This is a genomic window from bacterium (genome assembly GCA_036504735.1).
Taxonomy (GTDB): Bacteria; Electryoneota; RPQS01; order RPQS01; family RPQS01; genus DASXUQ01.
Genome location: DASXUQ010000019.1, coordinates 364,290 through 377,361, shown reverse-complemented (window position 1 = coordinate 377,361; position 13,072 = coordinate 364,290). Strand labels below are relative to the sequence as shown.

Genomic DNA, 13,072 nt, shown 5'->3' with positions numbered 1-13,072 from the left:
GGCGGTTCATCCCGTCGGGGTTTTTTGTTCACCGTTCAGAAAGGGCGCCCGGCCCTTTAGATCTCATCCTCAACCACAGCGGAAGTTGCTTTTGCCGCCACCGCCGACTCGTCCCGCCGACAGGAAATCGGAGGCGGTCAGCGAGACCTTCTTCTCGCAGTCTTTCTCATGGCAATAGGGGCATTCCAGCTCATGGTCGTCATCGCTCAGGGCTCGCAGAGCTTCGAACTCGGCTCCGCAGTTTCGACACTGGTAATCGTAGAGGGGCATAGGTGTCTGTTAAGGTTGGTGTTTTTATGTGGTGTGAAACTCGTCTTTCAATTCTTCTCGCAGGGCGTGCATGCGCTCATGCAGTTCGGCCAATGCGGTCAGCAGCCGTTCGCGTTCCGCCGGCGAAAATCCCTCCAGCAGCCGCGCATGGAATCTCTGCCGGAACTCCGCCGCGCCCTTGGCCGCCGCTGCGCCCGCCGGCGTCAGCTTCAGTTCGTGCGCTCGCCGGTCGCTCTTGGAGTCCGCCCGCTTTAAAAGCCCTTTCTCCACCAGACTCTGCGCCAGCGGAGTTAATCTGCTGCGGGCCACACCCAGCTTCTCTGCCGCCGCAGAAGGGGAGAGGGAACCCTGCTCGGCCACCATCAGCAGCAAATGTCCTTCCACTGCCGATAAGCCATAGCGGCCAAAGATCTCCGTCTCCTTGCTCACACAGCAGTCCGCCAGATCCCGCGTCAAATGGGCCAGCAATCCTGCCTGGTCCATCCCTTGCGGTAACATCTCGGATATAGGTCCGGATTGATGATTCATAGTGTGAACAATATACAGCCTTAACCACACAATGTCAAGCCCGAACTGTGGTGCATAGTGAACGCACGTTCAGTTCGCGGCAAATTGATATTCCGTTAGTTGCGTTTTCAAGTCCCTCAATCATGGTTGCGAAAGCCGGAGGAAATCTTTAACTTTGAGCATGATCAATTGTCTTGCCTCTCCTCATATGTTCGCGGTGGCGGTCGCTCCGCGCCCGCCCCAACTGCGAGGATGCCCATGAGAATCGCCTACGTCCATGGCAACGGCTTTCCCACGGTGGATGCCAATGTGGTGCAGGTCAGCCAGATGTGCAGCGCCTTTGCGTCCTTTGGGCACGAGGTCACACTGTTTGTGCCCCGCGCCGAAAAGTACGCCACCGATGCCGAAGCCCTCGCCGCCGCGCCGCAAATCTTCAGCGGGCAGCTGCCTTTCAAGGTGCATTTCGTGCCCCGCGTGCGGATCATGGGCCGCATGGAGTTGCTCGGCTCGGTGCGCAGCACTTTAAGCGCACTCAAGCAGCATCCCCTCGATCTGGTCTATACCCGCAACCCCTACACCGTAGCTTTCCTGCCGAGTGCCAAGCTGCCTTATGTCTTCGAGGTCCATGAGGTCAATGTGCATGTCAAGAACATGCTGCTGGACCGCTATCTGCGTTCGACCATCGTTCACAACTCCCGCAAGAGTTCCTGTGCGCTGATCGTCTCGATCTCCGAAGCCCTTTCCAAAATCTGGGAAGACTTCGGCGTCCCCCGCAGCAAACTCCTCTCCGCCCACGACGCCGTCGACCTCTCCATGTTCGACATTACCCTGACCAAGCAAGAAGCGCGCTCTCGTCTGTCCTTATCCCTTATCCCTTATCCCTTATCCCTTAGCCCTCGCCCCATTGTTCTTTACACCGGCTCCCTGAAACCCGACCGCGGCCTCGATCTCATGCTCGCGGCGGCAAAAGAACTGCCGGAGATGGATTTCTATTTCGTCGGCGGCAAGGATGAGGAGATTGCCCATTGGAAAGCCGAAGCCGCGCGCTTCAAGCTCGATAACGCGCATTTCCCCGGCCGTGTGCCGCACAAAGAGATTCCCCTCTGGCTGGCGGCGGCGGATATTCTGCTGATGATGTGGACATGGAAAGTCCCCACCATTCGCGGCTGCTCGCCCATGAAGATGTTCGAATACATGGCCGCCGACCGCCTGATTGTCGGCCCCGCCTTTCCCACCGTCTGCGAGGTGCTGGAGAGCGGCAAGGACTCTCTGCTCTTCGAGCCCGACAATCTGTCGGCTCTGGTCTCTTCTCTGCGCGACGCCCAAACCAAGCTGACCGACTCTGCGATCCCCGCCGCCGCCCGCGCCAAAGTCGCCTCATCCTACACTTGGACCGCCCGCACCAAACGCATTTTGGATGCGCTGGAATTAAGAATTCCGGGGTTCAGAAGCCAAGAGCTATAGAAGCCAAGAAACCAAAATTGAAGTGTTTAACGGGGTGTCGGGCCGTTCTCTTAACAGAAAAAATATTTTATACCAAACGAACTGCTTTGCTCTTAGAAAATACTGAACATCCGACGGTCTGAACGTTGTAAAAAAGGCCGAAAAACGCCGAAAAAGTGATTAGGCAACACGCTCCTGCGTGTTGCTTTGGCCAAGTGGACATGGTTTGCTGTGTCCATTTTTGTTAGATGGAAAGACCGGAAGACGCCACTCTTAATATACATTTGTTCAAGGCCGATTGTCAAGAGGATGATGATTTTAGTGGTATATAATAGATATTTAAGCGGATATGGAATTGTGATGTTCAGCGAAGTGGGCGGCCCGGCTTGAGTTGGGAGTTCGTACCTGCGGGTGCATGGAACTTGGGTGCAAGCGAAAAATGGAGGCCGCCTCCAGCTTGCATGTTGGCGGGAATTGAGGTAGATTGGGATTCCTCGCGTTGCGTTGCGGTGTTGGCTGTTTGCAGCCGACGCCAAAACGCACTCTGGGGGGCGTTCTCCCGCATGACGCTCTTTACTCTATATTGCGCGATCCCTAAACCTTGTCATCCTGACCGTCTTCGGGAAGGACCTCGGGTTCGGTTGGGAATGCGGATGAGCCCGAGGTTCTTCAGCCCGAAGCGGGCTTCAGAATGACAAGGGAAGTGTGCGGGCTTCAAAATGATAAGGGTTAGGTGCGGGCTTGAGAACGATTAGGGAGAAGTGACGCGCAGGAGCAAATGAACAACGCGCGTTTGAGCTGGGGAGGGAATTATGCATGAGCGGCAGTTCTTCGTTTACATACTTTCCAGTGAGACACGGACACTCTACATTGGCATGACCAACAATCTCACTCGCCGGATCGCTGAGCACAAGCGCAAAGAGATTGAGGGTTTTACCAAGCAGTATGACGTCACCCGCCTCGTCTACCGTGAAGCGTTCCTGTATGTCGGTAACGCGATTGCCCGCGAAAAGCAGTTGAAGGGGTGGCGGCGATCCAAGAAGGTTGATCTCATCACGGCGTCAAATCCTTTATGGAAGGATTTGGCCGCTGACTGGCCGTTGGAGGACGCACTATAGTGAGTGAACCCGAGGTCCTTCCGGTGTACCGTCAGGTCGAAGACTCCGGTGGAGTCCACGGACTCTAACGAGATGACAAGGGTCAGGGAGTGGCGCGGGCGATGCGATTTTCGAAACAATAATAGTTCAAAGTATTTTTATGATCGATACCCATTCACATCTTTACTATCCCGAGTTCGAGAGTGACCTCAATGAGGTGATTGCGCGGGCACAGGGGGCGGGGGTGACGCGGATTATCACGATTGCGGTGGACAAGGAGACGGCGGAGGCGTGCTTGACCATTGCGGCGCGGTTTCCGGGTGTGGTGTTTGCCGCGGTGGGAGTGCATCCTTCCGAAGTGGACAAGGTCAGCGAAGAGGATTTGCTCTGGATCGAAGCTGTGGCGGGTGATCCGTCCGTGGTGGCCATCGGCGAAATCGGACTCGACATCTATCGCGGGGAAACCAATCTTGCAAAGCAGGAAGCGCTCTTCGAGCGCATGCTGCAGCTTGCCATTCATGCCGGACTTCCCGCCATCATCCATCACCGCTCGGCAGGGCAGAGGACCATCGAGATTGTCAAACGCAGCGGCCTGAAACGCGGCGTATTCCATTGCTTCTCCGAAGATGAACCCTATGCGCGACAGGTGCTCGAGCAAGGGCTCAGTCTCTCCTTCACCGGCAATATCACCTATAAGAATTCTCCCCTGCCGCAGCTCGTGCAGCAGTTGCCGCTGAGTCGCATCATGCTGGAGACCGACGCGCCGTTCATGGCTCCCATGCCGTATCGCGGCAAACGCTGCGAGCCGATGCACGTGCGCGAGGTGGCCGCCAAACACGCGCAGCTTTTCAATCTTCCCCTCGAAGAGATCGACCGTCAAACTACCGCCGCCGCCCTGCAGCTCTTCTTCCCGCACGACGCCTGAGCCCGACCTTCTATCGCTATTTTCATAGTGGACGCCCACCGGGGACGTCCACTTTTTTTGCCCTTGCGAGGAGGCACAATGCTCCTGACCTGCGGGTCTCTACATTTCGCCACCGGCCCTTCTTCCCAGCAAATCCACTTGAAGTCGCTATGACATCCGTCCACCGTTCCGCCGTATGAACGGACCCGTGCGGCACGTACCCGCAAAAGGGCCGCGTGCCTATAGCGGGAAGCAGCGAGTGTGCTGTGGGGCATCAAAGTCCATTTCAAGTCCGGAAGCTTGACTTGCCATAGTGCGCCGATGTATATTGGCCCTATGCAAAAAAGGATGGTGGCCGCAGATATTACGCAGGAGACCCGATGACCAAGGTTCGAAAACTATGTGTGCTGGCGATTCTGATTCTGCTCGCGGCTCGAGGATTTGCGAGCGACAACATGTTCATGGCTTTCGATGTGGCTTCGCAGAAGATGCAGGCGGTGGTTCGCAGCAACACCGCGATTCAGGCGGTGGTGACGTACTCGCAATCCAATCCCAGCGGCTACATCGGGGATATTCTGGTCGATCCGGTGGAAGCGAATGAGCTGTGGGCCGAAGCGTCGCTGAGTCCCGCCGATCCGGGCCGCACGCCGGGCATCGGCAACGGCGAGATGAACGTGATTACCGCCGTGGCGCAGCTTTACAATGCCCATCACGAATTGCTGAATACCCTCAGCGCCACCGATACCCTGTTTGCGAGTGTGGAGCGCGACGGGGCGGGCGGCTATACCTACGGCTCGGAGCGCGATATTCTGCTGCCGGATTCAATCCGCATGAACAGCAGCTTCTGCGCGCACATCGCGCACGGCACTTATGTGATTCCGGTGGTCTGCGAGAACCGCGTGCCGGGGATTGTCGATCCCAATTCGGTGGAAGTGTATGTGATGAACGGCTGCGCCGATCCCAATCACTGCACCGTGGCCTGCAACCCGATTGACTGGCCGCTGTTTTCCTCGCACATTCGCTCGCGCACCAACTGCCGCATCTATCTGACGATGGCCTATTGCGGCGCGGATACGGGGTGCGTGTGCATCTGGCGTTCGGATCGCGATCTGCCGGTGCAGATGACCGGTTTTTCCGCGCTGGCCGGCGACAACCGCGTGATGCTCTCCTGGGGCACAGGTTCGGAAAGCGGCCTGCAGGAGTTCCGCATCACCCGCAGCACGCAGCCCGATGAAGGCTACAGCACTATTGCCCGCGTTACTGCGCGCAATGCGGCGACGGGATCGAATTACACGTTCACAGACAACACGGCGTCCGACGGCGTGACGTATTATTACAAGCTGCACGTGGCGGAAATTTCCGGTCACGTGGCGGTGTATAACGTCGAAGGGCACGATGTGATCGCCGAAGCCACACCGCGCAGCGGCGCGGAGCTTCCGGTGGCCTTCCGCCTCGAGCAGAACTATCCGAATCCCTTCAACAGCCAGACGAGTTTCAGTTTCTCGATTCCCGCACAGGAGCATGTGACGCTGAAGATCTATGACATGCTGGGGCGCGACGTGGCTACGGTGGTGGACCGCACCATGCCGCCGAATTTCTATACGGTGAACTGGTCGGCGGACGGACTGGCCGCGGGGCTGTACATGTACCGCATGACCGCCGGCAGCTATGTGCAGACACGGAAGATGCTGTACATCAAGTAACGCGCCGTGGGCAAGGGCGGGCAACGTGAGACCTTTGTGTTGATGTATAAACCGGGAACCCCGTATGAAACATAAACGCTATTGGATGTTGTTGGTCCTGGTGGTTGGACTGGTGATGGGAACGCAGCAGGGCCTGGCGCAGTGCCGCACGAGCGCGCCCGCGCAGCTTAATCTCTATCAGAGCTACTGTGTTCACGTCTGTCCCGATTCCGTATCGATGTTCTTTCTGTCCTGTCCCTTTATGGGGCCGGAGATGTTCCCGCATTTGACGCTCAGCCCCGGCTGCCAGGGGAACGGCGGAGACTGCAATTCCGACTGCACTCCCGTGATGCCGCCGGCGTGGCCGTGGACGCAGGGACAGGCGCCGGAGTTCGGACAGGATCCGAGCCAGCCCGATGCCATCTACCTGACGAACGATTGCCTGGACATGTATGTGTACTGGAGCCACAACGGCTACTGGGTGGTGGAAATTTACGGCAAGGAATGCAGCGGCTGTTTCTGCATGTGGTTCGACTGGCAGCTTCCCGTAGAGTTGTCGTCCTTCGATGCCGTGGTGGGAGACAGCAAAGTGACGCTCAGTTGGCGGACCGCGTCCGAGAGCGCCAATGACCGCTTTGAGATCGTACGTGAAGATCGCGGCGTGGTCACGGCGGTGCGTTCGGCAGGCAACGGGCCTTCCGGGCATTCCTACACGTGGACGGACAGCGACGTGGTCAACGGCCGGCGGTACACGTACCGTCTGCGCGCGGTGGATTACAACGGGCAGGTGGACAATCTGCGAACCATCGACGCGACGCCGAGCTTCACGCAGATGGCGGTTACGGACTTCGCGCTCCACCAGAACTATCCCAATCCTTTCAATCCGACCACGCACATTCAGTTTGATGTTCCGGCGTCGAGTCTGGTCAAACTGGACATCTACAATCCTCTGGGTCAGCACATCGAGTCGCTGGTGGACGGTGTGATGTCCGTTGGGCGGTATACGGCGAGTTTCGATGGGGCGAATTTGCAGTCGGGTCTGTATTTCTTTACCATCAAAATGGGAGACAGGTTTACCGCGACCCGCAAGATGCTGCTGGTGAAGTAAGTTACCCGATCAGACCACGGTGGTGTAGTCTGGAGCGATCCGTGGCTAAGTGATCACAAGGCGCATGAAAGCCCCTGCAATGGTTGCAGGGGCTCCTTGTTTATGGTACAGTTAGACACAGTTGGGGCGAAGGAGGCCAAAACAAGATCTCCCTAAGGAGACAAGCGGGAGGAGAGGAATGCTAAAGCAACCTCAAGTGGCATAAGGGTCAATTGTGGTTTAATGGGACGGAGTTTTGGTCGGGGCTGGCCGACCAAATAGCTGTTTTTTATAAGACTTTTGTGGGCACAAGTGGGTCTGTAATGGTCCTTGATGATGTGGGAAAAACATGAATATGTTAGCAGAATACTTGACATCCTTAACAATGCAAACTATATTTACCACAGTAAAGCGTGCGAGCGTAATAGGCGAAGTCTGACCTAAATGGGGCAGACTTCCGATGTGGTCTTATAGCATGAGGAGAAGAGGATGAAAAGAGCTAAGACAGTTGTTGTAGTTGCGGCACTATTGCTGCTTTCCGTCTGTAGCTTCGCGACAGAAAATGCGTTCATGGGCTTCGACGTCGGAACCCAGAAAATGTATGCCGTGGTGATCGGCGATTCGCCGTTCCACGCCCGTGTATCCTATACCCAGTCGGATCCGAATGGGTATGTGGGAAACACCAACACCTACGTTCCTGAGCCGGTAGAACTGTGGAGTGAGGCTGAGTTGAGCCCCACCGATCCCAGCCGTTTTACCGATTTGCCGGATAACACGGTAAACGTCATTACCGCGTACATCGACATTTACAACAACAGCGATCAGTTCATGTACCGCATGTCCGTCAGCGACACGCTGCTGGCGAACGTCGAAGGCGGGAACGGTTATTACACGTATCAGGATGCGGGCTGCACCCCGGTGCTTCCCGACACGATCCGCCGCAACACCGCGTTCTGCGCGTGGATTTGCCACGGCTCGTACACGATTCCCATTTTCTGCGAAGATCCCACTTACAATCCCGATCTGCTGGAAGTCACCGTGACCAACGGTTGCGATCCTGCCGAATCGCATTGCAACGATCCCAATTGTCCGCGCGTGGATTGGAGCCAGTTCCGCTGGTTCAAGCGCGTGTTCGCCAACTGCCATCTGTTCCTGACGCTGACCTATTGCAACGCCAACCCGGGTTGTGTGTGCATCTGGCGTTCGGACTTTTTCCTGCCCGTCAACATGACCGGCTTCGGAGCCGTTGCGGGTGACGGCAGCGTAACTCTGAACTGGGGCACGGCGTCGGAGACCGGCACCAACCGTTTCATCGTGACGCGCGCGGACAGCCGCGAAGGCGTCTATCGCACGATGTACAGTGTGGGCGCCGCCGGCAACAGCACGACCCGTCAGAGCTACACGTGGACCGACACCGACGTGGAGAACGGCCGCACGTATTTCTACAAGCTGCACGTCACCGACGCGCAGGGCAATCACGTCTATAACGTAGACGGCCAGACGGTGGTCGCGTCCGCGACGCCCAACACCGGCCTGAACGGCGCGGTGCCGACCGAATACAGCGTGAAGAACTACCCGAATCCGTTCAACAGCCGCACGACCTTTGCGTTCTCGATCCCCAATGCGGACCGCGTCACGCTGAAGGTGTACGACCTGCTGGGCCGCGAAGTGGCGACGGTCGTGGACCGCGTCATGCCCGCCGCAAATTACACGATGAACTGGTCGGCGGACGGACTTGCCACCGGCGTGTACATGTACACGTTGAAGAGCGGTCAGTTCAGCTACACCAACAAGTTGCTCTACATTAAGTGAGTCTCCCCAACACCCTTCACACACGAAAGATGTTGCACGAACAAACCTATTTGGGAGAATCACTGATGAAGAAAACTGTACTCAAGACTCTGGCCTTTCTGGCCCTTGCGGCCTTGCTTGTCCCGGCGGCGTTCGCCCAGTGCGTGTCCAACGTACCGTCGCAGATCGATGTGGGCCACAGCTACTGCATCCGCGTTTGCGAAGACGCGTTTGCCTACCCGGCGATTCTGCTTTACGGCAACCGCGATGGGATCGGCGCCGTTCCGGTGCTGACGCTTCATGCCGGCTGCAATGCGGCGAACACGGACTGCGACGTGCAATGCACGGCGATCACGCCGCCTGCCTATCCGTTCGTACTCGGCGGCGACCATTTTTACCCCGAGAACTACTACGGTCATTCCGACTGCTTTGACATGTACCTTTACTGGGTGCATGACAATGTCTGGGCACTGGAGATTTACACCCTGTGCTCCGGCTGCTTCTGCCTGAGTTTCGATGGCCAGCTCGCCGTCAATCTCAGCACCGATCTGACCGCGACGGCCGGCGACAATGCCGTGACGCTCGACTGGGCGACGGCTTCGGAAACCAGCAACGATCATTTCGATGTCATGCGTGACGGCCAGTTGTCCGCGCGTATCGAGGGGCTTGGCAACAGCACCACGGGCCGCGAGTACACCTGGACAGATAACAGCGCTGTGAACGGCGTAATGTATCAGTACCAGCTCGTCTCGGTGGATGCCAACGGCAACAGCCGGATTGAAGGCCGCGTGGCGGCCACGCCGACCGCATCCTCCCCGGCGCAGGTGACGGAATATGCCTTGCTGCAGAACTATCCGAATCCCTTCAACCCGACTACCAGCATCACCTTCGATGTCCTCGAAGCGAACCACGTGACTCTGAAGGTCTTCAACCCGATGGGCCAGTGCGTGGCCACGCTGGTCAACGCGAACACCGCTGCCGGACGCCACTCGGTGTCCTTCAACGGCCAGAATCTGACATCCGGTCTGTACTTCTACAGCATCACCATCGGTGACCGCTTCAGCGCGACCCGCAAGATGCTGCTGGTGAAGTAGCAGGCGTGACGCCTGCCCCCAAGGCCGCCTGCGGCGGGGGGACAGCGCGGGAATACCGCGCGGTCCCAAAGGGAACGAATTCGATTTGTAAGACGCACCTTTTATAGTTCCTCATGCCAGAAACCCCCGCGTAAGCGGGGGTTTCTGATATTCGGATGGAGCGTGCGTGGGCGGTCAGGTGACCTGTCAGACGGGCGCACGGCTGTGCGCCCCTACCGATTTTTACGCATGCACAGGCGGTTTCTACTTCAGGATCTGCACCGATTCCAGCGAGGGGTCTAAGGGGAACTGGCGGATGAGTCTTAGGATGTGCGGGGTGATGTGCGTACCGGAGGGGAGAATCTTCATTCCTGTGCGGCTCCACACATCTTCGGCGATGACCATGCCTTCGGAGAGGTCGGTTACACGGACCCAACGGGTGGCCGTCTCCGGTTTGACATCCTTGCGCGCCTGATGGAAATTGGCGACGAGCTTGACCAGCAGCGGATCGAACAGCGAACCGCGGCCCTGCTCGAGAGTGGTGATGGCGTCGCGGGCGGCGCGCTGCGGATTATCGCCGCTGAGGGTGATGCCCGCAAAAGCCGCGGCCACACGCAGCACGCGGGATCCCAGCGGAATCTGATGGGCCATCAATCCCGCCGGACCGCTGCCGTCGAAATTCTCCAATTGATACTTGACAATTTCGGCCACTGACCGGAAGGAAGGCAGTTCGGAGAGCACCCGCGCGCCCATCTCCGGATAGCGGTCATAGGCGGCCTGTTCCTCGGGCGTGCGTTCGCTGCGGCGGGCGAAGACGATGGCGTGGGTCAGACCCAGCTTGCCGATGTCCCTCAGCCGTGACGCGCGGAGCAAGTCCTTAAGTTCAGCGGGGGGCAGCGTGAGATGATTGCCGATCCAGAGTGCGGCGTCGCACACGCGCTCGGAGCTTTCCTTGTGGTCGGCGAAGCGCAGGCAGAGCATGTGTTCGAGCAGCCGCACCAGATCTTCTACCATACTGCCCTGGCAGTGTCCGGCATTCTCGGCCTGGCATCCACCGCCGGACTCTCTGGCCTCGGTGATGGAGGCCATCAGCCCCAGCACCGAGCGCAAATCCTCAGTGGGGATTACTTCGGAAACCTGAGAGGTGAGGCCGTCCATGCTGCCGCTACCGATACCTAAGACAGGCAGCCGCAGATCGGAGACCGCTTCCAGCGCGTGCTGCGCTTCATGATCGAAGGGCGCATGAATGCAGATCACTTGCGGTTTGTGCTCGCGCGCGGGAGCATCCGCCGGCCGCCCCGCCCGCAGCATGTGCAGACTTTCCGCCGCGCGCAGCAGATGCGTTGGCGCATGGGTTTCTTCCGCCCGTAGCAGATAGAGAACGCGCACACCCGGCTTCACTTTGCACCTCCGCCGGCGACCGGGGCCACCACGTGGGTCTGGCCCGAGGCGATGCGCAAGCCTTCGGGACTGAGCAGCAACATGCTGATCCGGCGATTGCGCGGATCACTGGCGTTGTCGAAACGCGGGCGGCGGTCGGCAAAGCCGCGGATCATGTACACCTGCTGCTCAGGCAAGCCGCCGTCCATCAGTGCGCGCCGTGCTTCCATGGCCCGTTGCGTGGAAAGCTCCCAGTTGGTCATGGTGCTGCCTGGCGCATACGGCGCGGAATCGGTGTGGCCTTCGATGACCACCATGCTGGACACCTTGCGGTATTCGGCGCCAAGCACGCTGAGGGCCTGAGTCAGCTTCGACGAGAGTTTGGCGCTGCCGCTCTCGAAGAGCGCCGCCTTCTCGCTCTCATTGATTTCTACGCGCACGCCTTCGGGAGTGACCTCGACGCTGATTTGTCCCGAGAGCGCCTTCAGATCGGGTTGCTGCTCGATCATCTCTTTCAGCTTGTCCGCTTCCTTTTCGAGTTGCTGCAGCGGATCGCCTTTCATATCGAGTACGGTGGCGTCGGCGCCGTGGTTCGTGGTCTGGCTGGACATGGTCATGCGCGATTGCTTGCCGAGCGCACCGGCGCCGAATCCGCCGACGCCGCTGGGGTCGCGGAAGTAGCCCGCGATACCCTGCTTGGTCTCTTCGGATTGCCCGAGAATCCAAAGCACGATGAATAGCGCCATCATGGCGGTCACAAAGTCGGCATAAGCCACTTTCCACGCGCCGCCGTGATGTCCGCCGTGGGAAATCTTTTTGACAATCCGGATGACCGGAGCTTCGTCGTGGTGTTCACCTGCCATAGGTCAGGCCGTCTTCTTGGCTGCGCGCATCATCTCTTCCACTTCTTCGAAGGTGGGCCGCTCGCTGTGGAAAATGGCCCGGCGGGCAAATTCCACCGACACCGACGGCGCCATGCCTTTGGCGAAGGCGGTAATTCCCGCTTTGATCACAAACAGCAGCCGCGAATCGGCGCGGTTCTTGGTTTCGAGGTTGGCGGCGAGGGGATTGACAAATCCGTACGCCAGCAGCACGCCAAGGAAGGTTCCTACAAGGGCGGAAGCGACGTGATGGCCTACCACCGCTGCGCCGCCGTCCATATGACCCATCGTGATAATGATACCCAGCACGGCGGCGACGATTCCGAGGCCCGGCAGTGAATCGCCGAGGCGGGACAGGGTCGCCGGGGAAACCGCGGCTTCCTCGTGATGCGTGTCGATTTCGGCGTCCATCAGCATTTCGATTTCGTGAGCAGGCACCGAACCGGCGAGGAACAGCTTGATGGTGTCGCAGATGAAGGGCAGGGCCGAGTGGTTCTCAAGGATGTGCGGAAAACGCTTGAACACGGCACTTTCTTTCGGGTCATTGACGTGGGGTTCCAGAGCAATGATACCGTCTTTGCGGGCAATCTGAAACAGGTCGTTGAGAAGCTGCAACACTTCGACGTAAATCGACTTGTCCGAGCCCGCACCCTTGAGGATGCCCAAGGTATCGGCCAGCACCGTTTTCAGGGTTTTGATCGGTACGGAAATGAGGAGGCCGCCAATCGACGCGCAGCCGATGGTGACAAACTCGGACGGTTGAACCAACACGAGGAGCTTTCCGCCGCCCATCGTGAAGCCACCCGCCACGCCCGCCAAGACTATCAAGATTCCGATGATTGCTAACATGGATTTACGTCACTTCTGCAAGTGTGCTGCCGCCGCTTAAAAAAACCTCGACTCGAGTTTCCCTTTGCAAGTCGCGTGCCGAGCCCAAAGCGCAGGTTTTTTCTCTCC

Annotated in this window: 12 protein-coding genes; 7 read left to right on the top strand and 5 right to left on the bottom strand. The window is 58.3% G+C overall.

Translation table 11 applies throughout. The features are described from left to right. Nucleotides 1–69: 69 nt before the first annotated feature. Both VGL38_16025 and VGL38_16020 read right to left on the bottom strand, forming a co-directional pair. Nucleotides 70–270, bottom strand: coding sequence for a zinc ribbon domain-containing protein (locus VGL38_16025; protein HEY3296941.1), 201 nt, complete (start codon nucleotides 268–270; stop codon nucleotides 70–72). Between the two features lie 24 nt (nucleotides 271–294). Next, on the bottom strand, nucleotides 295–768 hold the full coding sequence (locus VGL38_16020; protein ID HEY3296940.1) for a MarR family transcriptional regulator: 474 nt from the start codon (nucleotides 766–768) through the stop codon (nucleotides 295–297). A gap of 267 nt (nucleotides 769–1,035) precedes the next feature. Between VGL38_16020 and VGL38_16015 the strand changes: the two genes are divergently transcribed. From VGL38_16015 to VGL38_15985, 7 genes are all read left to right on the top strand, one after another. Further along, the gene (locus tag VGL38_16015) at nucleotides 1,036–2,241 is read left to right on the top strand and encodes a glycosyltransferase family 4 protein (protein HEY3296939.1); all 1,206 of its coding nucleotides are present in this window, start codon (nucleotides 1,036–1,038) and stop codon (nucleotides 2,239–2,241) included. 791 nt (nucleotides 2,242–3,032) lie between these two features. Further along, nucleotides 3,033–3,338 (top strand): GIY-YIG nuclease family protein, encoded by a 306-nt coding sequence (locus tag VGL38_16010; protein ID HEY3296938.1) that lies wholly within the window; start codon nucleotides 3,033–3,035, stop codon nucleotides 3,336–3,338. A gap of 139 nt (nucleotides 3,339–3,477) precedes the next feature. Further along, a complete protein-coding gene (locus tag VGL38_16005; GenBank protein ID HEY3296937.1) occupies nucleotides 3,478–4,242 on the top strand; it encodes a TatD family hydrolase in 765 nt (254 codons plus the stop codon). Between the two features lie 359 nt (nucleotides 4,243–4,601). Further along, nucleotides 4,602–5,924 carry a T9SS type A sorting domain-containing protein gene (locus VGL38_16000; GenBank protein ID HEY3296936.1) on the top strand — a complete coding sequence of 441 codons (1,323 nt, stop codon included), beginning with the start codon at nucleotides 4,602–4,604 and terminating at the stop codon, nucleotides 5,922–5,924. 64 nt (nucleotides 5,925–5,988) lie between these two features. Next, the gene (locus VGL38_15995) at nucleotides 5,989–7,011 is read left to right on the top strand and encodes a T9SS type A sorting domain-containing protein (protein ID HEY3296935.1); all 1,023 of its coding nucleotides are present in this window, start codon (nucleotides 5,989–5,991) and stop codon (nucleotides 7,009–7,011) included. Nucleotides 7,012–7,479: 468 nt separating this feature from the next. Beyond that, entirely contained in the window at nucleotides 7,480–8,802 is a 1,323-nt protein-coding gene (locus tag VGL38_15990; GenBank protein HEY3296934.1) for a T9SS type A sorting domain-containing protein, read from the top strand. A gap of 65 nt (nucleotides 8,803–8,867) precedes the next feature. Beyond that, entirely contained in the window at nucleotides 8,868–9,875 is a 1,008-nt protein-coding gene (locus VGL38_15985) for a T9SS type A sorting domain-containing protein (GenBank protein HEY3296933.1), read from the top strand. A gap of 243 nt (nucleotides 9,876–10,118) precedes the next feature. Here VGL38_15985 and VGL38_15980 read toward each other — a convergent pair whose 3' ends face one another. Genes VGL38_15980 through motA form a run of 3 tightly spaced genes read right to left on the bottom strand, consistent with a single transcriptional unit; the run spans nucleotide 10,119 to nucleotide 12,964 of the window. Next, nucleotides 10,119–11,255, bottom strand: a complete 1,137-nt coding sequence (locus VGL38_15980) for an HD domain-containing phosphohydrolase (GenBank protein HEY3296932.1) — start codon at nucleotides 11,253–11,255, stop codon at nucleotides 10,119–10,121. Then, complete coding sequence (locus tag VGL38_15975) at nucleotides 11,252–12,097, bottom strand: flagellar motor protein MotB (GenBank protein ID HEY3296931.1); 846 nt, start codon at nucleotides 12,095–12,097, stop codon at nucleotides 11,252–11,254. The genes VGL38_15980 and VGL38_15975 overlap by 4 nt, the downstream gene beginning before the upstream one ends. A gap of 3 nt (nucleotides 12,098–12,100) precedes the next feature. Beyond that, nucleotides 12,101–12,964: a flagellar motor stator protein MotA gene (motA, locus tag VGL38_15970; protein HEY3296930.1), complete on the bottom strand. Its 864-nt coding sequence runs from the start codon at nucleotides 12,962–12,964 to the stop codon at nucleotides 12,101–12,103. Nucleotides 12,965–13,072: the final 108 nt, after the last annotated feature.